This is a genomic window from Streptomyces sp. NPDC026500, from assembly GCF_055567635.1.
Genome location: NZ_JBVHQB010000001.1, coordinates 533,210 through 553,731 on the forward strand (window position 1 = coordinate 533,210; position 20,522 = coordinate 553,731).

A 20,522-nucleotide genomic window follows, 5' to 3' on the forward strand; every position below is an offset into this window, starting at 1 on the left:
CAGGCAGGTGTCACCGGACATGTCCCCTCCCCTCTTCTGCCGTCCCCTGGTTGTCACTTACTTCTCAACTCCCCATCCCCGCATGCTAGTTGCAGATCACGCACCACCCGGCACGGAGCGACTTTCGAGAGCTTCGAGCCTGCCACGGAGTTCCGAGACTTGGGAGGTGAGATGTTCGAGCTGACGCAGGACTTCGGGAAGGTCGACACCCGCGTCGGCTTCGGTGGCTTGCTGCGGATCGCGGGCGTAGCTGCCGCGGGACGTGGTCAGGATGAGGCCATCCTCGCGGAGGATCGCAAGCGCTCGCTGCACCGTCATTCCCGAGATCTTGAACCGCGTAGCCAGGTCTCGCACGGAGCCCACATGGGCCCCCGGCTACCTGAGTTCGAAGACCATCCGCTCGCGTCGATTCAGCGCACGGACGTCGACATCTGGGACAAGAAGGAACGGGCGCTCTGCGCCGTATCGAGCGTCAAGACATGGCGAGGCACCCTTCACCTGGTCCTCGAAGACGCGGTGAACGAGGCACTCATCACCTCCAACCCCGCAACCAAGCGCCGCGGAAGGGGCAAGCGCTGGTCGCTCACGTGACCGCGGACCGGAGAAGGTGGTCACAGACCCGCTCGGCATCCTTCTGCTCACCGAACGAGCCTCCATCCTTTCCGGGCGTGACGATGAGTTCGTCGGCACTGTCACCAAGGGCTACACAGGCATGCGATGGGGCGAAATCGTGGGTCTGGAGACCGAGTTCCTTCGCCCCGCAGCCTTGCGGGTGGAATGGCAGCTCTACGAACTCGACTCGGGAGAGTTCGAGCGCTGCCCTCCCAAGGACGACAGCTACCGCACCATCGACGCTTGTCCCTGGTTCGTTCGTCTGTGGGCCGGACACATTGCTCGTACGCAGCCGACGCCCTGCCCCTGTCACGGCAAGACGTACGTGTTCCGCGGGCAGGGGGTTTCCCGGACGGGGGAGACGGGTGCGAAGTTGGTGGACGTTGCGCGACGCGTCGGCGTTTCCACCGGCACCGTGTCCAACGTCCTCAACCGGCCCGATGCCGTAGCCGAAGCGACCAGAGCCCGAGTGCGGGAAGCCATCGACGTCCTTGGCTTCACCCGTGGCGGGGGCGCCGTCGATCAGGTTGCGCACTGGCGAAGGAACGGGTTCGCCACGTGGCTCTTCACACCGGCCGCTTCAGGCTGGTACCCGAAGAAGGCACCGCAGGAAGCGCGGCCCGTGCCCGTACTCGCCGAACCCTGGCCCGGCGTCCCGGCGCGGGGGAGAGGCGCGAAGGCGCGGGCGGATTCGTGCTGGGTCCCCATCGCGAAGGGGCTGACCCCTCACGGGCTGCGCCATACGCACAAGACGCGTATGGAAGGGTTTCGTACACCGCCGAAGCTGATGGATGAGCGCATGGGGCACATCGACGGGTCGGTCCAGGCGCGTACTCGCATATCACTCGGCAGATGCGCGAGGACCTGATCGAGGCTCTCACCGCAGAGTGGGAAGCGGCGCTCGATGCGCGGTTGGCGATGAGCCTTACGTCTCCGGTGGCCGTGCTCAACGACCTCTTGCAGGAACGTCTGAGAGCACTTCGGTAGGCACCGTCTGGGAGTGGGATTCCAAGATCTTCTCCCGGATTTCTCCCAGGAGGTCCTACGCAACAGAAAGAGCCAGCGTCCTCACATGAGGACGCTGGCTCTGAACTGGTTTTCGGCTGTTGGGGCGGCGGGAACCAGCGACCTCTTCGTTCGAACGCAATCTCGAATCCGTGTGATGTAAGTCCGATGTGCGGTGGCCTATCAGGTCGAGGCTGGCCCGGTCACCTTCTCCCAATCGCCACGATCGCCCGATTGATATCCAGTCGCCACTTTCATTACTTGATCAGTAAGGTGAGGGAAGAATCTATGATTCTCGATCTTGTGAACGGGGGAAGTCGGTAGCCAGGGGGGTTACCTTGGAATCTCGCACGATGCGCGGTTACTTGCCATTAATGATCGTTCCGATCTTTGCGGTTCTCATAAATCTCACGTTGATTCCTTTTGATCAAACGTGGACGCTTTCGGATTGGGCGACAAATGTAGTTCTGGCGCTTGTGGTCACTATGGTGGGGGGGATGCTGGCTCGCCGTCAGCAAGAGATACAAGAGGCTTTGGCTGACCTTGAAATGACGGAGAAGATAGCTGTCCTTGCTTTGGAATCTGGATCTATAAAGAGGAAAGGCGGGTCTGAGGCGTCGGTAATCTGTCAGACTTTTTTTGACGCGCGGGCTGGGCTGAGCCTTTTAACCCTGGCGCGTACTGATATGCAGCGCGAGTACTTAGCTGGAATGGCGCGCACGATGAAGGTAATAGAGGGTTTCACAACCCTCGACCTCATCGCGTATCAGGCATGGTCGCCTGAGGGGGACTGGGTGGCATACAAGGAAGCGGCTCGTTCGCTTGCTGGAGACCTGCGACTCCGGAAGGAAAGGTGCGCTCAGGAGCTTCAAGGTGCTGTTGCGGAACTGGAGACAATCCTGGAGGGAATGCTGATGCTGACCGAGCCCCCTAACGTTTCACCCAGGTCATTTATGGGCTATTTTGCATCTGGTGGAAATCGGATTCGAGTTTCCCTGAATTGGGATCTCCTTCTCGATCTGGCAGGTGAAGGGACCGCCAGTATTGACGTGTCTAACTTCGGCATGTCGCAAGTGTGTGACGCCGAGATCTATTTCACCCCGTGGTATCAGAACGGTGATGGCGTAGAGACCTCTTGGAGCGATCCAGGCGCCGCCGCCTTATCGGTGATTGACGCCTCTGAGCGCGTCAGCGGACAGAGGCAACTTCGTCTAGCGCAGATTCAGAGTTGGCTCACGTCGCAGTCTGACGGCACGTGCAAAGAAGTGTGCATCGCGACGATCGCCTTGCCGGAGGGGAAGCGCCTAGTGTTGGACGGGAATCATCGTCTCGTAGCAGCCGTGCCCCTCCTGAGGCGGGGAGTGCGTGTCGAGGTACGAGAGTTCCTCGTGACAGCACCTCTGAGTGACGATTTGTTGCCTGATCTAGTGCACTGGCAAACGACCGCGCCCAGTTGATGCGGCAGGTCGAGCAATAGTTGCGGCCGGAACCCGGGCCTCTGCTGGCCGATCGCGTGCAGCAGTGTGAGGTAGCCCTGAGTCGCTGACTCTGAGCTGTACTGGCGCTTCATCTCGGCAGCCACTTCGCGGCTGTTCATGATGCGCGGTGGCACCGATTGCCGACCCAACACCCTGGACCAGCTTGCCATTTCTGCCTCTTGCCCGCTCCAACTGAGACGCTCACTAAGAAGTGCTGCCTCTTTTGAGGGCCACCTCAACTTGTCGGCTGGGGGCCGGGGGATCGTGTTGGGTGCCGGTGGCAAAGGGGGTTGGCTACTCGTGGGCTGCGGTCACGTACATCGCGCGCACTGCAGGTTCCGTAGTCCGCCCGCGCCGTGCGCGGGTCTTGACGGCGCAGGGAAGGTGCTGAGAGTTGGCGCTTTGGTTGTGGCTCCGCTTCTCGCGGATCACTCGGATGCGCCGAGCCTTAACGGTCGTCCACGCTGTCGGGCGAGAAGGGGGTCAGGTTGTCCGACCGCCCGTGTGCCCCACCCTCGCCGTCAGTTCTGCTCACCACATCAGCCGGAGCATCTAGGGGAGCGCCAGTAAGTGCCGTCTGGGAGAGAGATGACAAGATCTTCTCCCAGGTTTCTCCCAAGAGGCCCCAGAAACCACTCAGGGACCCGACCCGCTAAGCGGATCAGGCCCCTGACCTGGTACTTCACTGTCGGGGTGGCGGGATTTGAACCCACGACCTCTTCGTCCCGAACGAAGCGCGCTGCCAAGCTGCGCTACACCCCGATTGTCGCCGCTCTCGCGGCGACGTCGTTTACTTTAGCCCACTGGTGGCCGGAGACGAAATCCGGTTTTCGGGGCGTCGGAGGCGGCGTCGGACCGGGTCGGGGCGCACGTGGTCGAGGACGACGATGAGGAAGGCCAGGGCGTAGAAGGCGACGCCGAGGATGGCGGTGTTGCCGAGGACGCCCCCGTAGCCGTGCCGGTCCACGTCGACGAACGGGTAGAGATAGCGTGCCGGGGTCCCGGGCGACAGCATCGCGCCGCGGGCCAGACAGAAGGCCAGGTAGGCGAGGGGGTAGAGGAGCCAGGTCACCGCGTTGCGGAGCGCCAGCGGGGTGGGGCGGGTCAGTAGCAGCCAGTCGAGGGCCACGGCGATCGGCGTGACCGTGTGGAGGAGCATGTTGGCGACCGCGTGCCAGCCGGGGAGCGTGTCGTTGCCTCCGGTCATGGAGAACGGGGTCGGCTCGTTCGCCAGGATCAGGTGATAGACCAGGCCCGTGATCGAGATGTAGATCAGTGTGCCGCCCGTCAGTACCCCGGGCAGGGGCCGGCGAGCCGACCAGGCCCTTCGGGCCGACGCCGCGAAGACCACCGCGACGAGCAGGTTGGTCTGGATCGTGAAGTAGCTCAGCGCCCGGGCCGGGTTGCCCAGCTTGATGTCGATGGCCACGCCCGCTGCCGCCGCGAGGGCCACCAGGACGCGGTACGCCGCGGTGGCCGGGCGGCGCGAGGGAGCCACCACCGCCGTCGCGGGGACGAAGGAGCGGGTCGACGGGAGGATGCCCGGTATCGCGGGGAGATCGGGTATGTCCCTCGGCATGGGGGTGATCATGGCCCCACGCTAAGCGGATCGGGCGTTTTGGGCGATATGAGTCGACTGGGTGGGTTACTACGGCAGCGGTGACGGCCCGCGTCGGCGGAACTCGCTCGGTCTCGGCCTCGGTCTCCGGCCCGCGTCGGCGGAACTCGCTCGGTCTCGGCCTCGGTCTCCGGCCCGCGTCGGCGGAGCGAGAACGCCGTACGTGTCTCCGTCCTGCGTCGGCGGAGCGAGAGTGCCGTACGTGTCTCCGTCCTGCGTCCGCGGAGCGCCGTGCGTGTCTCCTGCACGCGTCGGCGGAACTTTGCTCGGTCTCCGGTCTCCGGCCGGCGGCCGGCGGCCTGCGTCGGCGGAGCGCCGTACGCGTCTCCGGGCTGCCCGCGAGAGATCGCAACCCCGGTGTCGCACCCGGGTATCGCCCGCGAGGCGGCCCGGAGGACCCCTACTTCCGCTCCACCAGCGTCAGCAGCGACGCCTCCGGCGGGCAGGCGAAGCGGACCGGTGTGTAGCGGTTCGTGCCGCAGCCCGCCGAGACGTGCATGTACGACGTCCGGCCCTCAGCCGTATGCCTGGAGAGGCCCTTGACGCGGTCCGTGTCCAGGTCGCAGTTGGTGACGAAGGCGCCGTAGAAGGGGAGGCAGAGCTGGCCGCCGTGCGTGTGGCCCGCCAGGATCAGGGGGTAGCCGTCGGCGGTGAAGGCGTCCAGGGTGCGCAGGTACGGGGCGTGCACCACACCCATCGAGAAGTCGGCGGACTCGGACGGGCCGCCGGCCACGCGTGCGTAGCGGTCGCGCTTGATGTGCGGGTCGTCGAGGCCGGTCAGCTCGATCTCCGCGCCCTCGATCTTCAGAGTCCCCCGGGCGTTCGTCAGGTTCACCCAGCCCGCGGTGTCGAAGCCGTCGCGCAGGTCGCCCCACGGGTTGTGAATGGCGCCCACGACCGGCTTGTTGCCGTTCAGCCCGTGACGGCCGTGTGCCTTCTCGAACAAGTAGCGGGCGGGGTTGCGGAGTTTGGGGCCGTAGTAGTCGTTCGAACCGAAGACGTAGGCGCCCGGGAACTCCATCAGGGGGCCGAGCGCGTCCAGCACCTCGGGCACGCCCTCCGGGTCCGAGAGGTTGTCCCCGGTGTTGATCACGAAGTCGGGGCGCAGACCGGCCAGGGAGCGCAGCCAGCGCTGCTTCTTGCGCTGCCCGCTCACCATGTGAATGTCCGAGACCTGCAGAACGCGCAGCGGCCGCATCCCCGGCGGCAGGACCGGGACCGTGATCCGCCGCAGGCGGAAGGAACGGGCCTCGAACCCCGCCGAGTACAGCAGACCGGCGGCGCCCACCGCCGTGATTCCCAGGGGTACTCCGTATCGCGCGCGCATACGTCCATCGTGTCAGACCCCGACAAGCCCTCGTACCCGCCTGTGGACAACCCGGAAACCCGCAGCGAGACCGCTGAGAGGGAGGGTCCCGGGAGGCCTCCGCGCGAAACCGGGAGGAGGGCTTCGGGCGGCCTCCGGGCGCCCGTCGGGCGCGCTGCGAAATCAACAGGCGTCCGCGTCACCGCACCTGCGACACTGGACGGCATGACCACGCTCAAGTCGAAGTTGCAGGAAGACCTCAACGCCGCGATCAAGGGGCGCGACGAGCTCCGCTCCTCGACGCTCCGGCTGACCCTCTCCGCGATCACCAACGAGGAGGTCGCGGGCAAGACCAAGCGCGAACTCTCCGACGACGAGGTGCAGAAGGTGATCGCCCGCGAGGCGAAGAAGCGTCGTGAGGCCGCCGAGGCCTTCGCGCAGGGCGGGCGCCCCGAGTCGGCCGAGCGGGAGCGGGCGGAGGGCGAGTTGCTCGCCACGTATCTGCCCAAGCAGCTGTCCGACGAGGAGCTTCAGCAGATCGTCGCCCAGGCCGTCGAGGAGGCGAGGGCGGCGGGTGCCGAAGGCCCGCGCGCCATGGGCCAGGTCATGAAGATCGTGAACCCGAAGGTGGCCGGCCTGGCCGAGGGCGGCCGTGTCGCCGCCGTCGTGAAGCAGTTGCTCGCGGGCTGAACCCACGGCCGCTTACCGGGCCGGCCGACGCCGTCGCCCGTTCCTGGGCTGAACGCCCCGTGGGCCAGGATCGACTCCTGGCCCACGGGGCGTTACGTGTTCAGGCGCTCGGGCGCCCGTTCCCGGCGGGCGGTCAGTTGCCCTGGCCGCCGTTCCCGTTGCCGCTGTTCGTGTTGCCCTGGATCCATCCCTGGGGAACGGAGAAGGAGGGCGTCGGGAAGGCCACTCCGCCGTCGGTCTGGCCGGTGATGGTGTTTCCGTTTCCGTTCCCGCCGTTCCCGTTCCCGCCGTTGCGGCCGTTGTTCCCGTCGTCCTGGCCTTTGCCCTTGCCCTTGTCCTTCACGGGGTCGGGAATGTTGACCAGGTTGAAGGCCGGGGCGTCCTTGCCCACCAGGGCGCCCGTCATCAGGTCCCGCCAGATCGGGCCGGGGACCTGACCGCCGTACACCTTGTCGTGGTAGACGCCGCCGATCTGGATGTTGGTCATGTGGACCCGCTGGGTGGCGCTGCCGACCCAGACCGCGCCGGAGAGGTTCGGCGTGTAGCCGACGAACCACGCGTTCTTGCGCTCGTCGGTCGTACCGGTCTTACCGGCGTTGGCGCGGTCGGTGAGACCGGCCTGCTGGCCCGTACCGGAGTCGATCACGCCGCTCAGCAGGCTGTTGACGGTGTCCGCTGTCTGCTCGGACATGGCCCGCGAGCAGGTCGACTTGGGCACGTCCAGGGACTTCTCGCGGCCGCCGATCTGCTGGCTGATCGACTCGATGGCGATCGGGGTGCAGTACATGCCGCGGGAGGCGAAGGCGGCGTAGGCCGTGGCCATGGTGAGCGGCGAGATGCCCTTGGCGCCCAGGGCGATGGAGGGCACCTGGGGGAGCTTGTCGCCGTTGCCCTGGACCACGCCGAGCTTGTCGATCTGGTTCATCACCGGGCAGAGGCCGATGTCGGAGATCATCTGCACGAAGTAGGTGTTGACCGACTTGGCCATCGCCTCCTTCAGCTGATACGGGCCCTTCTCCGACGCGCTCTCGTTCGGGACCTGCTCGTTCGCCTGGTTCGTCCACGGCTTGCTGCCGCAGGTCTGCACGGGGCTGGGGTACGGCATGGAGTTCGGCGAGGAGTACTCCTGCGTCGCCGGCCGGCCCTGCTCCAGCGCGGCCGCGGCCACGAACGGCTTGAACGTCGAACCGGTCGGGAAGCCGAAGTTCGAGCCGCCCATGTCGTAGTTCACCGAGTAGTTGTACTCGGTCTCGTTCTTTCCGTAGCCGTACGGCTTCGACTGGCCCATCCCGAGGATCTTCCCGGTGCCGGGCTCGACCAGGGTGGCCGCCGCCGCGACCTTGTCGGACTTGTAGACGTGATCCTTTATCGACGCCTGGATCGACGCCTGGGACTGCGGGTCGAGCGTCGTACGGATGGTCAGGCCGCCCTGGTTCCAGACCTTCGCCCGGTCCTCCTTGGTCTTGCCGAAGACCGGGTCGCTCAGGAAGACGTTCTCCACGTACTTGCAGAAGAAGCTGGCGCCCTTGATCGCCGTGATGCAGCCGTTCTTCGGCTGGCTGACGTGCAGCCCGAGCTTCGTCTCCTTGGCGGCGTCGGCCTGCTCCTGGGAGATGTCGTGCACCTCGGCCATGCGCTGCAGCACGGTGTTGCGGCGCTTGGTGGCCTCCTCCTCGTCGTTGACCGGGTCGTACCGGCTCGGCGACTGGACGATGCCCGCGAGCAGCGCCGACTCCTGGAGGTTCAGGTTCTTGGCGGGCTTGGAGAAGTAGCGCTGGGAGGCGGCCTCGATGCCGTACGCCTGCTCCCCGAAGAACGTGATGTTCAGGTAGTTCTCGAGGATCTTCTTCTTGCCCAGCTTCTCTTCCAGCTGGATCGCGTACTTGAGCTCGCGGATCTTGCGGCCGATGGTCTGCTGGGTGGCCTGGGCGACCTTGGTCGGGTCGTCGCCGGCCTCTTCCACGAAGTAGTTCTTCACCAGCTGCTGGGTCAGGGTGGAGGCGCCCTGGGCCACCCCGCCGTTCTGCGCGTTCTGGTTGACCGCGCGCAGGATGCCCTTGAGGTCGATCGCGCCGTGCTGGTAGTAGCGCGAGTCCTCGATCGCGACGATCGCCTTCTGCATGTAGGGCGAGATGTTCTTGAGGTCGATCACCGTGCGGTCGCGCGAGTAGACCGTCGCGATCGGACCGCCCTTGCTGTCCAGGATCGTGGTCCGCTGACTCAGCGACGGACTCTTCAGATTGTCCGGAATGTCATCGAACCCCTGGACCGAGCCCTTGGCAGCCAGACCGAGCGCGCCCGCTGCGGGCAGCGCGATTCCGGCCATGACGGCGCCCGCGAGCACGCTGACACCGAGGAACTTGGCGGCCTGCTGCGTAGGGGACAGACCACCGCCCGAGCGCTTCTTTGGCATGAGGGCAGCCTACGTTCTCATTCGCCGGACACGCGTATATGCCTTGGCCTAAGCTGCTCTCAACTGTCACAGCAGTGCGGCCACGTATCAATACGTCCGGCGACCCCGAATCGTTCCGGAGGTTCCGCGTCCCTGTGGAGCACGTGTCCGAATCAGCCTTGTGTGTCACATGGCGTCCGTTGTGACTCGACTGAAGTGTCCGGGTTTGTCGGGATGGTCGCGCATGTCCTCGGCTCACTCCCCCGGGTGATCTGCCGCTTACGCATAGTCCGTTCGGGCCATTCAAGATTGGGCCCGAAGGGGGTGTTGCGCTGTGCCCACCTTCCGTAACGTCCTCAACTGGCGGCGGTGAATATGCCGCTGCCGCCGTGGGGGAGCCTCGATTCGGGAGAGGACGGCGCCGGTATGGGCTGGGTAACCGACTGGAGTGCGCAGGCGGCCTGCCGCACTACCGATCCAGATGAACTGTTCGTTCAAGGAGCAGCGCAGAACAGGGCCAAGGCAGTGTGCACCGGATGTCCGGTTCGCACGGAGTGCCTCGCCGACGCGCTCGACAACCGCGTCGAATTCGGCGTGTGGGGTGGCATGACAGAGCGCGAGCGCCGCGCATTGCTGCGCCGGCGGCCGACCGTCACCTCGTGGCGCCGCCTGCTCGAGACCGCGCGTACGGAGTACGAGCGCGGCGCGGGCCTGCTGCCTCTCGACGAGGAAGAGGTGTACGAGCGCTACGCGGCGGTGGGCTGAGGGGAGTTCGCCCTTCGGGGCGGGACGCCACCCTCGGGCCTCTCAGGCGCCCGTCCGAGCCCTTCCAGGGCCCGTCCGGTGCCGCGGAGGCCGGCAGGGCTGAGGGCGTCCCCTCAGGGCCTCTCCCGCACGCTCAGCTTTCGGGCAGCTCCGGCCGGTGGGCCGCGAGCCGGTTCCCGATGTCCCGCAGCCCCGCGAGATCGTGTACGTCACCGGGCAGCGCGGCCACTTCGGCCACCGGCACCTCCGGGTGTCGCGCGGCGAAGCGGTCACGCGTGCGCTGCTCGCGGGAGAGCAGCTGCATGCGCTCGGCGTGGAGCCTCAGCAAACCTGCGGTGAGTTGGTCGATGGATCGCTCGGGGTCCGTGGCGGCGGTCCTGTCCGTAGCGGTGGTGCGGTCCGTGGTGGCTGTCCTGTCCGTGGCGGCGGGGGAGCCTTCGTCAGGAGCTGATCTCTCGGAAGCCGGTGATTCTGAACTGCCGTACGTGTCGGGAGAGTTACGAAGTCCAGCTTTCCCGCCCCCCTGATCCACAATGCCGGGCTCGTCAAGATTTTCTTCAGCGGCGGATTCAGGGTTTTCCGCGTCGGCGGAATCAAGATCCTCCGCGGCGGCGAGCGCCCGTTCGGCGGGCAGCTGGGTGGCCCCGCTGCCGTGCACCCGGTTGAGCACCAGCCCGGCGAACGGCATGTCCTCGGCGGCCAGCCGCTGCACGAAGTACGCGGCCTCGCGCAGCGCGTCCCGCTCGGGGGCCGCCACCACGAGGAACGCGGTGCCGGGCGCCTGGAGCAGCTTGTACGTGGCGTCGGCCCGCGTACGGAAACCGCCGAAGGTGGTGTCCATGGCCGCGACGAACGTCTGGACGTCCTTGAGGAGCTGGCCCCCGAGCAGCTTGCCCAGGGTGCCGGTCATCATCGACATCCCGACGCTCAGGAACTTCATGCCCGCCCGGCCGCCCAGCTTCGCCGGCGCCGTCAGCAGCCGGATCAGCCGCCCGTCGAGGAAGGATCCGAGCCGCTTCGGGGCGTCCAGGAAGTCCAGTGCCGAGCGGGACGGTGGTGTGTCGACCACGATCAGGTCCCACTCGTCGCGCGCCCGCAACTGGCCCAGCTTCTCCATCGCCATGTACTCCTGCGTGCCCGCGAAGCCCGCCGAAAGTGACTGGTAGAAGGGGTTGTTGAGGATGGCGGCCGCCCGGTCGCCGTCCGCGTGAGCCTCGACGATCTCGTCGAACGTGCGCTTCATGTCGAGCATCATGGCGTGCAGCTCGCCGCTCCCCTCGACGCCCTTCACGCGGCGCGGAGTGTTGTCGAGCGAGTCGATGCCCATGGACTGCGCCAGCCTGCGCGCGGGGTCGATGGTGAGCACGACCACCTTGCGGCCGCGCTCCGCGGCGCGCAGCCCGAGGGCCGCGGCCGTGGTCGTCTTGCCGACGCCGCCCGAGCCGCAGCACACCACGATGCGGGTCTTCGGGTCGTCGAGCAGCGGGTCGAGATCGAGGACGCGGGCGGGGTCCAGACTCATGACATCCCTTGCTTACGCAGCTGTGCGGCCAGTTCGTACAGGCCCGCCAGATCCAAGCCCTCGGCGAGCAGCGGGAGTTCGTGCAGCGACAGGTCCAGTTCGGCCAGTACGCTCCGCTGCTCGGTCTCCAGGGCGTACCGCTCGGCGTACTCCCCGGCCTGCTGGAGGAGCGGCCCCACCAGCCGCTCGGCGAGTCCGCCGCGCCGCGCGCCGCCGAGGCCTGCCGCGGAGAGCGACTTGGCGATCGCCGTACGGGGAGCGGCCTCCACGAGTGCCAGGTCGGTGTCGTCGAGGAGTGCCGGGCGCACCATGTTCACGATGATCCGGCCCACCGGAAGTTTCGCGGCGCGCAGCTCCGCGATCCCGTCCGCGGTCTCCTGTACGGGCATCTCCTCCAGCAGCGTCACCAAGTGGACCTCCGTCTCCGGGGACTTGAGGACACGCATGACGGCCTGGGCCTGATTGTGTATCGGGCCGATCTTCGCGAGGCCGGCGACCTCGTCGTTGACGTTCAGGAAGCGGGTGATGCGGCCTGTCGGTGGCGCGTCCATCACTACGTAGTCGTACGTGAAGCGGCCGCTCTTCTCCTTGCGCCGCACCGCCTCGCAGGCCTTGCCGGTGAGGAGCACGTCCCGCAGTCCGGGCGCGATGGTGGTCGCGAAGTCGATCGCGCCGAGCTTCTTCAGGGCGCGGCCGGCGCCGCCGAGTTTGTAGAACATCTGGAGGTAGTCCAGCAGCGCCAGTTCGGGGTCGATGGCGAGGGCGTACACCTCCCCGCCCCCCGGAGCGACGGCGATCTTCCGCTCCTCGTAGGGCAGCGCTTCTGTCTCGAAGAGCTGCGCGATGCCCTGTCTGCCCTCGACCTCGACGAGGAGGGCGCGCTTGCCCTCGGTCGCGAGGGCGAGCGCGAGGGCCGCGGCTACCGTGGTCTTGCCGGTACCGCCCTTGCCGCTGACGACCTGGAGCCTGCTCACGTATTCGAGCCTAACCAGTCCGCCGCCGGAGTAAGCAGGAGGCTGTGGACAAGCCGCGCTTTCGAGGGTGGGACAGTGGGTGGCTCGGGCGGGAGATGGTGGTCGCCAGCGGCTACAGTCGGCCACATGACCAAGTGGGAATACTCAACCGTGCCGCTGCTCGTCCATGCCACGAAGCAGATTCTGGACACCTGGGGCGAGGACGGCTGGGAGCTCGTCCAGGTCGTGCCCGGACCGAACAACCCCGAGCAGCTGGTGGCCTACCTGAAGCGCGAGAAGTCCGCATGAGCGGGGCGGTCGAGGCGAAGCTCGCCGAACTCGGGCTGACCCTTCCGGGCGTCGTTCCGCCGCTGGCCGCGTACCAGCCCGCCGTGCAGTCGGGCCTGTACGTGTACACCGCCGGACAGCTTCCGATGGTGGACGGGAAGCTTCCGGTCACCGGGAAGGTGGGGGCCGAGGTCACCGCCGAGGAGGCCAAGGAGCTGGCCCGTACGTGCGCGCTGAACGCCCTGGCGGCGGTGAAGTCGGTCGTGGGCGACCTCGACCGCATCGCGCGTGTCGTGAAGGTCGTGGGCTTCGTGGCCTCGGCTTCGGACTTCACCGGGCAGCCGGGTGTGCTGAACGGCGCGAGCGAGCTGCTGGGCGCGGTGCTCGGCGACAAGGGCGTGCACGCCCGCAGCGCGGTCGGTGTGGCCGTGCTGCCGCTGGACGCGCCGGTCGAGGTCGAGATCCAGGTGGAGCTGACGCACGCGTAGCACTCCGGGCGTCTTCCGGTGTCGTGCCCGGCTGAGTTCCGGGTGCCCGGTTCGTCGTCGTTCGGGGCCGTGCCGGTACATCCCTGATGCACCGGCACGGCCCCTTCCGTACGTGCGTCTCGGCCCCTCCGGCGTTTGCGGAGCGGGGTGCGGGGCGGAGCCCCCGGGGACGGGAAGGGCAGGGCGGAGGGGCCGAGGAGCGCTTGTGGGGGCGGTGAGGCCTCGAACATCCGCCCGGCTCGGGATAGCCTCCGGCCATGGGGAATGGGCAATGGTTTCCGGCGGAGTGGCCGGAGCGGATTCGGGCGCTTGCCGAGGGCACGCTGACGCCGGTCACGCCCCGGCGCGCCGCCACCGTGATGCTGGTCAAGGACGGCGAGGCCGGCCCCGTGGTCCACATGCTGCGCAGACGCGCCTCCATGGCCTTCGCCGGAGGCGCGTACGCGTATCCGGGCGGCGGCGTGGACCCGCGTGACGACGAACACCAGATCCGCTGGGCGGGGCCCACGCGCGCGTGGTGGGCCCAGAGGCTCGGCGTGGACGAGACCTCCGCGCAGGCCGTCGTCTGCGCGGCCGTACGGGAGACGTACGAGGAGGCGGGCGTCCTGCTCGCCGGCCCCAGCCCGGACACCGTGGTCGGCGACACGACGGGGGACGACTGGGAGGCGGACCGGGCGGCCCTGGTCGCCAGGGACCTGTCCTTCGCGGAGTTCCTCGACCGCAGGGGGCTGGTGCTCCGCTCGGACCTGCTCGGCGCCTGGGCCCGCTGGATCACCCCGGAGTTCGAGTCCCGCCGCTACGACACGTGGTTCTTCGTGGCCGTCCTCCCGGAGGGCCAGCGCACGCGGAACGCCTCCACGGAGGCCGACCGCACGGTGTGGATCCGTCCGGCCGACGCGGCCGCCGGCTACGACAAGGGCGAGCTGCTGATGATGCCGCCCACCATCGCGACCCTGCGCGGGATCGTGGAGTACGGGAGGGCCGCCGACGCCCTCGCCGCCGCGCCCGCCCGTGATCTGACCCCCGTCCTGGCCAAGGCGCGCCTGGAGGAGGGCGAGGTCGTCCTCTCCTGGCCGGGACACGACGAGTTCACCAAGCACATCCCGACCGGCGGAGCGTCCGCATGACCGACGCAGCAGCCCTCCCCGGCCGGCCGCGAGGCACCGTCCTCTCCGGCCCCGCGACCGCGCGCGCGGTGAACGTCCTCGCCCCCAACGCCTCCCCGATGACCCTGGACGGCACGAACACGTGGATCGTGTCCGAGCCGGACTCCGAGCTCGCGGTCGTCATCGACCCTGGGCCCCTGGACGACGTACACCTGCGCACGGTCCTGGACACGGCCGAGAAGGCCGGGAAGCGTGTCGCGCTGACCCTGCTGACGCACGGGCATCCCGATCACGCGGAGGGCGCGTCACGGTTCGCGGAGCTGTCGGGGACCAAGGTCCGGGCTCTGGACCCCGCGCTGCGGCTGGGGGACGAGGGGCTGGCCGCGGGAGACGTGATCAGCCTCGGCGGGCTCGAGCTGCGCGTCGTGTCGACCCCGGGGCACACCGCCGACTCGCTGTGCTTCCATCTCCCGGCCGATCGGGCCGTCCTGACCGGGGACACCGTCCTGGGGCGCGGTACGACCGTGGTGGCCCATCCCGACGGGCGCTTGGGCGACTATCTCGACTCCCTGCGCCGCCTCCGCTCCCTGACGGTCGACGACGGCGTCCACACCGTCCTGCCCGGTCACGGGCCCGTCCTCGAGGACGCACAGGGCGCGGTCGAGTTCTATCTCGCCCATCGCGCCCACCGGCTCGCCCAGGTCGAGACCGCCGTCGAGAACGGCTACCGGTCGCCGGACGAGGTCGTCGCGCGCGTCTACGCGGACGTGGACCGGTCGTTGTGGCCCGCGGCCGAGCTGTCGGTGCGGGCACAGATGGACTACCTGCGGGAGCACGGGCTCATCTAGGACGGCCCCAGGCACCAGGAGAGGCCCCGGCCGCGGCGGCGTTTTCCGGGGTCCTGGAGGAGGCCTTCACGGGCGGGGCGCCTTGATGCCGTGCACGCGCGCGTACTCCCCGGCGAGCCATGGCCCCAGGTCGTCCACGTACGAGCGGAGCACGGCCGGCTCGCCGGTCGGTTCGTATCCGCGGACGGCCGCGTTCCGTACGTCGTCGGCCCGCTCCGGGTAGTACGCGCCGAACGCCTCGGCCATCTCCCCGAGGTCGCTGGTCCAGCCGTTCCAGCGCGGCATGACGAGTGTGAAGCCGGTGCGGACGAGGTGCCGCGACATCGAGCGGACCAGCGGGCGCCTGGCCGCGTCGGTGTCCGCGGCGGCGGCGATCCGCTCGCGCCAGCGCGGCAGCATCAGGGCGAGGTCGCCGTTCGTCTCGCGGGCCAGCAGCGCGTCGGGGCGGTAGCGCGGCAGGTGTTCGGCCAGATCCTCGCCCAGGAGGGGGGTACAGAGGCAGGCGACGAACCAGCCGAGGTCGTGGGTCTCCAGGTCGCTCAGCAGCCGCGTACGGCTGAACAGGAGCGTTCCCACCCCGTCGATCTCGGCGAACTCCTTGTCGAGCGCCTCTTCGAGCGCGCGGGCGTCGGCTCGGTCCGCGTCCGTCGGCTCGTCGCGCAGGGACAGGAGCAGGTCGAGGTCGGAACGCCCCACGCGCGCGGTGCCGCGCGGGATCGAGCCGTAGAGGTACGCGCCGTTCAGCCGGGTCCCGAAGACGTCCAGGACGCGGTCACGGGCCGCCGCGACGACGGGCCCGAAGGCGTACGGGACGCGCGCGGGCGATCCCTCGCGTTCGATGTACCCCTGGGCGTCGAGCCCTCTGCGGTGTCCCTGAGCGGCCATGGCGCCCACTGTGCCCCGAAGGGCTGCCGTGGCGCAGATCATTTACGGCTGCCCTTCGGGGCACGGCGGGCCGAGGCGAGGAGAACCGTGGGCGGCTGTATGGGTCGGGTCCGGCCGCGGAGGGTGGTTCTGAGGACAGGTCCCGCTTCGGAAGGGTTGCGACATCGGGGTCCCGCCTCCAAAGGGTTACGACGACGGGGTCCCGCCTCGGAAGAAGGCGGGACCCCGTCGACGTACGGCCACATGTGTCAGCGCGAGCGCTTGGCGAGCCTCTCCACGTCCAGGAGGATCACCGCGCGGGCCTCCAGGCGGAGCCAGCCGCGGCCCGCGAAGTCGGCGAGCGCCTTGTTGACGGTCTCGCGGGAGGCGCCGACCAGCTGGGCCAACTCCTCCTGCGTGAGGTCGTGCACGACGTGGATGCCCTCTTCGGACTGCACGCCGAAGCGGCGCGACAGGTCGAGCAGGGCGCGCGCGACACGGCCGGGCACGTCGGAGAAGACCAGGTCGGACATCTGGTCGTTGGTCTTGCGCAGGCGCCGGGCGACGGCGCGCAGCAGGGCGGCGGCCACCTCGGGCCGCGCGTTCAGCCACGGCTGGAGGTCGCCGTGGCCGAGGCCGAGCAGCTTGACCTCGGTGAGTGCGGTGGCGGTCGCCGTGCGCGGGCCCGGGTCGAACAGCGACAGCTCGCCGATCAGCTCACCGGGGCCGAGGACGGCCAGCATGTTCTCGCGCCCGTCGGGGGAGGTGCGGTGGAGCTTCACCTTGCCCTCGGTGACCACATAGAGGCGGTCGCCGGGGTCGCCCTCATGGAAGAGGGCGTCGCCTCGCGCGAGAGTCACCTCACTCATGGAGGCGCGGAGCTCCGCGGCCTGCTCGTCATCGAGCGCCGCGAAGAGCGGGGCGCGCCGCAGAACGTCGTCCACGAGTTCTCTCCTTGTCGACCTGCTCAGGGGATCTTGCTCCCCCTTGGTACCAGGGGACCGTGTTCCCCATCTTGCCGGACGGTCCAAACAGTGTGATCAGTCACAAGTCTGCCGCACTGGCGTCCCAACGAGTGCGGCAGGGGGCCAATTGGGGGCCGATCTTCGGGGTCCGGGGCGGATGTCAGTATCGGGCTTTAGGCTGGCCGGGTGTCCAAAACGCCGGTGAGAGCACAGGCCAAGGGGGCTGGGCGGGTGGTTGTACGTCGCGATTCCGCTGTGGGCGAACAGGCCCCCGACGGAACCAAAGAATCGACAAAAGCGGCAGAGTCGACGCCGGTGAAGGCGGTCTCGAAGACCGCATCGAAGGCGGCCGGCGGCAAGAGCGCGAAGAAGACCGCCCGTCAGACCGCCAAAAAGGCGACGCCCGCGAAAACGGCCGCCAAGAAGGTGACGCCGGCGAAGGCGGTCTCCAGGAAGACGGTCTCCAAGAAGGCCGCCCCCAAGGAGGGCGTCTCGAAGAAGGCCGTCTCCGTGAGGGCGGCTTCCAAGAAGGCGGCGTCCGGTGAGGCCGTCGGCAAGAAGGTGGCACCCGTGCAGCCCGTCGTCCCCGAGCCGCCGCGGAACGAGTCGCACACCGCCCTCGTCCGCCGGGCCCGCCGTATCAACCGCGAGCTCGCCGAGGTGTACCCGTACGCCCACCCGGAGCTGGACTTCGAGAACCCCTTCCAGCTGGTCGTCGCCACGGTCCTGTCCGCCCAGACCACCGACCTGCGGGTGAACCAGACGACGCCGGCGCTCTTCGCCAGGTACCCGACCCCCGAGGACCTCGCCGCGGCCAACCCGGAGGAGGTCGAGGAGATCCTGCGCCCGACCGGGTTCTTCAGGGCCAAGACCAAGTCCGTCATAGGGCTCTCCAAGGCTCTGCGGGACGACTTCGGGGGCGAGGTGCCCGGCAGCCTCGAAGAGCTCGTCAAACTGCCCGGTGTGGGCCGCAAGACCGCCTTCGTCGTGCTCGGCAATGCCTTCGGACGGCCCGGGATCACCGTGGACACCCACTTCCAGCGGCTCGTGCGGCGCTGGCGGTGGACGGCGGAGAGCGAGCCGGACAAGATCGAGACGGCCGTGGGCGGGCTCTTCCCGAAGAGCGAGTGGACCATGCTGTCGCACCACGTGATCTTCCACGGCCGCCGCATCTGCCACGCCCGCAAGCCCGCTTGCGGCGCCTGCCCCATCGCCCCGCTCTGCCCGGCGTACGGGGAGGGCGAGACCGACCCCGAGAAGGCGAAGAAGCTCCTGAAGTACGAGAAGGGCGGCTTCCCCGGCCAGCGACTCAACCCGCCGCAGGCCTATCTGGACGCGGGCGGCATCCCCGCACCCCCACTGGGCGCCGGATGACGGAACGAACACGGCCCCGGCGGGCGTTGGGAACAGCAGAACGGGGGTGGCGATGAAGCGCGCAGGCAACACACAGGACGCGAGCAACACGCAGGGCGGGCCGGTGCTCAGCAAGGACGGTCTGCCCGACTGGCTGGGCCCGGTCGCGCACGCCGCGGAGACGGTGGAACCGCTCCAGCTGAGCCGCTTCTTGCCGCCGGCGAACGGCACGGGCCGGCAGTCCGCGGTGCTCATCCTCTTCGGCGAGGGCGACCGGGGCCCCGAGCTGCTGCTCATGGAGCGCGCCGGCACCCTCAGATCGCACGCCGGGCAGCCGTCCTTCCCCGGTGGCGCGCTCGACCCCGAGGACGGCGACCCGAAGGCGGACGGGCCGCTGCGGGCGGCCCTGCGCGAGGCCGAGGAGGAGACCGGCCTCGACCCGAGCGGCGTCCAGCTCTTCGGCGTGCTGCCCAGGCTGTACATCCCGGTCAGCGGCTTCGTGGTCACCCCCGTCCTCGGATGGTGGCGCCGCCCGACGCCGGTCGGCGTCGTCGACCCGGGTGAGACGGCCCGGGTCTTCACCGTGCCCGTGGTGGATCTCACGGATCCGGCCAACCGTGCGACCACCGTGCACCCCAGCGGTCACCGAGGTCCGGCGTTTCTGGTCGAATCCGCCCTGGTCTGGGGCTTCACGGCCGGAGTGATCGACAAGATCCTGCATTTCGCGGGCTGGGAGCGCCCGTGGGACCGCGAGAACCAGGTCCCGCTCGACTGGCGCGCGTGACAAGGTGACCTTCGTGAATGTGCTGGACATCCTGTTGCTGGTCGCCGCCGTGTGGTTCGCGATCGTGGGCTATCGCCAGGGCTTCGTCGTCGGCATCCTGTCGGTGATCGGTTTCCTGGGCGGTGGTCTCGTCGCCGTCTACCTGCTCCCGATCATCTGGAGCTGGACGACCGACGACAGCAAGGTGAGTACGACCGCCGCCGTCGTGGCCGTGGTCGTCGTGATCGTCTGCGCCTCCGTGGGCCAGGCCCTCACCACCCACCTCGGCAACAAGCTGCGCCGGTACATCACTTGGTCCCCGGCCAGAGCCCTGGACGCGACCGGCGGCGCCCTTGTGAACGTCGTGGCGATGCTGCTCGTCGCCTGGCTGATCGGCTCGGCCCTCGCCGGCACGACGCTGCCGACGCTCGGCAAGGAGGTCCGCAACTCCAAGGTGCTGCTCGGTGTGTCCCGTGCGCTGCCCGCCCAGGCCAACACCTGGTTCGCCGACTTCTCCTCGGTCCTGGCGCAGAACGGCTTCCCGCAGGTCTTCAGCCCGTTCGCCAACGAGCCCATCACAGAGGTCCAGCCGCCCGACCCGCAGCTCGCCGGCAGCCCCGTCGCCGCCAGCTCGCAGAACTCCATCGTCAAGGTCATGGGCACCGCCCAGAGTTGCGGCAAGGTCCTCGAAGGCACCGGTTTCGTCTTCAGCGACCGCCGCGTGATGACCAACGCGCACGTGGTCGGCGGGGTCGACGAGCCCACCGTCCAGATAGGCGGCGAGGGCAAGAAGTACGACGCCAAGGTCGTCCTGTACGACTGGGAGCGCGACATCGCCGTGCTCGACGTACCGGATCTGAAGGCGCCCGCACTGCGGTTCAGCCCTAAGGACGCGAGCAGCAGTGACAGCGCGATCGTCGCGGGGTTCCCGCAGAACGGCTCGTACAACGTCCAGCCCGCGCGCGTGCGGGGCCGCATCACGGCCAACGGCCCGGACATCTACCACCGCAAGACGGTGCGCCGCGACGTCTACTCGCTGTACGCGACGGTCCGTCAGGGCAACTCCGGCGGACCGCTGCTGACACCCGAGGGCAAGGTGTACGGAGTGGTCTTCGCGAAGTCGCTCGACGACGCCGAAACCGGCTACGCGCTCACCGCCGACGAGGTCCGGCCGGACATCGCCAAGGGGCTTACGGCCAACCAGCAGGTGGACAGCGACAGCTGCGCGCTCTGACCGGTGGGCGGGGCCTCAGCCGCGTGGATGGCGCAGCCGCACGGAGACCCAGCGGGCCCGGCGGCGCAGAATGTGCGGAATCCCCACGCGAGGATCCGTGCCCGTCAGCTGCGGGGTGCCCCTCTGATGGGAGCTCAGACCCGTGGCCGAGCGGCGATTGCGTGCTGCGTCACTGTAGTCGTGCGTCCAGCCCATACCCCGACGTCTGCCCCTGCCCCAAGGTCGATAACCTCGCCCCGGCCCTTCAATTGGCCTATGCGTCGGGCAAGTGG

19 protein-coding genes, 1 tRNA gene and 1 pseudogene are annotated in these 20,522 nt (G+C 68.5%); 11 read left to right on the forward strand and 10 right to left on the reverse strand.

Annotated elements, in window-relative coordinates; genetic code table 11:
- Positions 1 to 96 precede the first annotated feature (96 nt).
- Positions 97 to 318 (reverse strand): hypothetical protein, encoded by a 222-nt coding sequence (locus tag ACZ4N5_RS02400; RefSeq protein WP_467755260.1) that lies wholly within the window; start codon positions 316 to 318, stop codon positions 97 to 99.
- Between the two features lie 45 nt (positions 319 to 363).
- Between ACZ4N5_RS02400 and ACZ4N5_RS02405 the strand changes: the two are divergent.
- A pseudogene (locus ACZ4N5_RS02405) lies at positions 364 to 1,599 on the forward strand (LacI family DNA-binding transcriptional regulator).
- A 356-nt stretch (positions 1,600 to 1,955) separates the two neighbouring features.
- Positions 1,956 to 3,074 carry a ParB N-terminal domain-containing protein gene (locus tag ACZ4N5_RS02410; RefSeq protein WP_467755261.1) on the forward strand — a complete coding sequence of 373 codons (1,119 nt, stop codon included), beginning with the start codon at positions 1,956 to 1,958 and terminating at the stop codon, positions 3,072 to 3,074.
- 709 nt (positions 3,075 to 3,783) lie between these two features.
- On the opposite strand, the gene ACZ4N5_RS02415 is transcribed toward ACZ4N5_RS02410, so the two are convergent.
- The 3 genes from ACZ4N5_RS02415 to ACZ4N5_RS02425 all read right to left on the reverse strand — a co-directional run bounded on the left by ACZ4N5_RS02415 (position 3,784) and on the right by ACZ4N5_RS02425 (position 6,040).
- Positions 3,784 to 3,857 (reverse strand) — tRNA-Pro (locus tag ACZ4N5_RS02415).
- 28 nt (positions 3,858 to 3,885) lie between these two features.
- The gene (locus tag ACZ4N5_RS02420; RefSeq protein WP_467755262.1) at positions 3,886 to 4,686 is read right to left on the reverse strand and encodes a Pr6Pr family membrane protein; all 801 of its coding nucleotides are present in this window, start codon (positions 4,684 to 4,686) and stop codon (positions 3,886 to 3,888) included.
- A 427-nt stretch (positions 4,687 to 5,113) separates the two neighbouring features.
- A complete protein-coding gene (locus tag ACZ4N5_RS02425; RefSeq protein ID WP_467755263.1) occupies positions 5,114 to 6,040 on the reverse strand; it encodes a metallophosphoesterase in 927 nt (308 codons plus the stop codon).
- A gap of 204 nt (positions 6,041 to 6,244) precedes the next feature.
- Between ACZ4N5_RS02425 and ACZ4N5_RS02430 the strand changes: the two genes are divergently transcribed.
- Complete coding sequence (locus tag ACZ4N5_RS02430; protein WP_467755264.1) at positions 6,245 to 6,709, forward strand: GatB/YqeY domain-containing protein; 465 nt, start codon at positions 6,245 to 6,247, stop codon at positions 6,707 to 6,709.
- Positions 6,710 to 6,842: 133 nt separating this feature from the next.
- Here ACZ4N5_RS02430 and ACZ4N5_RS02435 read toward each other — a convergent pair whose 3' ends face one another.
- The gene (locus ACZ4N5_RS02435) at positions 6,843 to 9,122 is read right to left on the reverse strand and encodes a transglycosylase domain-containing protein (protein ID WP_467755265.1); all 2,280 of its coding nucleotides are present in this window, start codon (positions 9,120 to 9,122) and stop codon (positions 6,843 to 6,845) included.
- A 405-nt stretch (positions 9,123 to 9,527) separates the two neighbouring features.
- Here ACZ4N5_RS02435 and wblA point away from each other — a divergent pair, with 405 nt between their 5' ends.
- The gene (wblA, locus tag ACZ4N5_RS02440) at positions 9,528 to 9,866 is read left to right on the forward strand and encodes a transcriptional regulator WblA (protein WP_028799159.1); all 339 of its coding nucleotides are present in this window, start codon (positions 9,528 to 9,530) and stop codon (positions 9,864 to 9,866) included.
- A gap of 133 nt (positions 9,867 to 9,999) precedes the next feature.
- Here the strand turns inward: wblA and bagB are convergent, their stop codons facing one another.
- Both bagB and bagA read right to left on the reverse strand, forming a co-directional pair.
- On the reverse strand, positions 10,000 to 11,388 hold the full coding sequence (bagB, locus tag ACZ4N5_RS02445; RefSeq protein WP_467755266.1) for an ATPase BagB: 1,389 nt from the start codon (positions 11,386 to 11,388) through the stop codon (positions 10,000 to 10,002).
- Complete coding sequence (bagA, locus tag ACZ4N5_RS02450) at positions 11,385 to 12,362, reverse strand: ATPase BagA (protein ID WP_467755267.1); 978 nt, start codon at positions 12,360 to 12,362, stop codon at positions 11,385 to 11,387. Before bagA ends, bagB begins: the two co-directional genes overlap by 4 nt.
- 126 nt (positions 12,363 to 12,488) lie before the next feature.
- On the opposite strand from bagA, the gene ACZ4N5_RS02455 reads away from it, so the two are divergent.
- From ACZ4N5_RS02455 to ACZ4N5_RS02470, 4 genes are all read left to right on the forward strand, one after another.
- Complete coding sequence (locus tag ACZ4N5_RS02455) at positions 12,489 to 12,650, forward strand: DUF4177 domain-containing protein (RefSeq protein WP_261704751.1); 162 nt, start codon at positions 12,489 to 12,491, stop codon at positions 12,648 to 12,650.
- Positions 12,647 to 13,117, forward strand: coding sequence for a RidA family protein (locus tag ACZ4N5_RS02460; RefSeq protein WP_467755268.1), 471 nt, complete (start codon positions 12,647 to 12,649; stop codon positions 13,115 to 13,117). The genes ACZ4N5_RS02455 and ACZ4N5_RS02460 overlap by 4 nt, the downstream gene beginning before the upstream one ends.
- 257 nt (positions 13,118 to 13,374) lie before the next feature.
- Positions 13,375 to 14,244: an NUDIX hydrolase gene (locus tag ACZ4N5_RS02465; protein ID WP_467755269.1), complete on the forward strand. Its 870-nt coding sequence runs from the start codon at positions 13,375 to 13,377 to the stop codon at positions 14,242 to 14,244.
- Entirely contained in the window at positions 14,241 to 15,071 is an 831-nt protein-coding gene (locus ACZ4N5_RS02470) for an MBL fold metallo-hydrolase (RefSeq protein ID WP_467755270.1), read from the forward strand. The genes ACZ4N5_RS02465 and ACZ4N5_RS02470 overlap by 4 nt, the downstream gene beginning before the upstream one ends.
- 66 nt (positions 15,072 to 15,137) lie before the next feature.
- Here the strand turns inward: ACZ4N5_RS02470 and ACZ4N5_RS02475 are convergent, their stop codons facing one another.
- Together ACZ4N5_RS02475 and ACZ4N5_RS02480 are read right to left on the reverse strand one after the other, a co-directional pair.
- Positions 15,138 to 15,956 (reverse strand): nucleotidyltransferase, encoded by an 819-nt coding sequence (locus tag ACZ4N5_RS02475; protein WP_467755271.1) that lies wholly within the window; start codon positions 15,954 to 15,956, stop codon positions 15,138 to 15,140.
- Positions 15,957 to 16,204: 248 nt separating this feature from the next.
- Positions 16,205 to 16,879 carry a Crp/Fnr family transcriptional regulator gene (locus ACZ4N5_RS02480; RefSeq protein ID WP_006382668.1) on the reverse strand — a complete coding sequence of 225 codons (675 nt, stop codon included), beginning with the start codon at positions 16,877 to 16,879 and terminating at the stop codon, positions 16,205 to 16,207.
- Between the two features lie 336 nt (positions 16,880 to 17,215).
- Between ACZ4N5_RS02480 and nth the strand changes: the two genes are divergently transcribed.
- From nth to ACZ4N5_RS02495, 3 genes are read left to right on the forward strand one after another with little or no spacing between them, the layout of a single operon-like run.
- Positions 17,216 to 18,274: an endonuclease III gene (nth, locus tag ACZ4N5_RS02485; protein ID WP_467755272.1), complete on the forward strand. Its 1,059-nt coding sequence runs from the start codon at positions 17,216 to 17,218 to the stop codon at positions 18,272 to 18,274.
- Between the two features lie 52 nt (positions 18,275 to 18,326).
- Positions 18,327 to 19,037, forward strand: coding sequence for an NUDIX hydrolase (locus ACZ4N5_RS02490; RefSeq protein ID WP_467755273.1), 711 nt, complete (start codon positions 18,327 to 18,329; stop codon positions 19,035 to 19,037).
- Between the two features lie 13 nt (positions 19,038 to 19,050).
- Positions 19,051 to 20,250 (forward strand): MarP family serine protease, encoded by a 1,200-nt coding sequence (locus ACZ4N5_RS02495; protein ID WP_467755274.1) that lies wholly within the window; start codon positions 19,051 to 19,053, stop codon positions 20,248 to 20,250.
- A gap of 15 nt (positions 20,251 to 20,265) precedes the next feature.
- Here the strand turns inward: ACZ4N5_RS02495 and ACZ4N5_RS02500 are convergent, their stop codons facing one another.
- The gene (locus ACZ4N5_RS02500) at positions 20,266 to 20,445 is read right to left on the reverse strand and encodes a hypothetical protein (RefSeq protein WP_261704743.1); all 180 of its coding nucleotides are present in this window, start codon (positions 20,443 to 20,445) and stop codon (positions 20,266 to 20,268) included.
- Positions 20,446 to 20,522 lie beyond the last annotated feature (77 nt).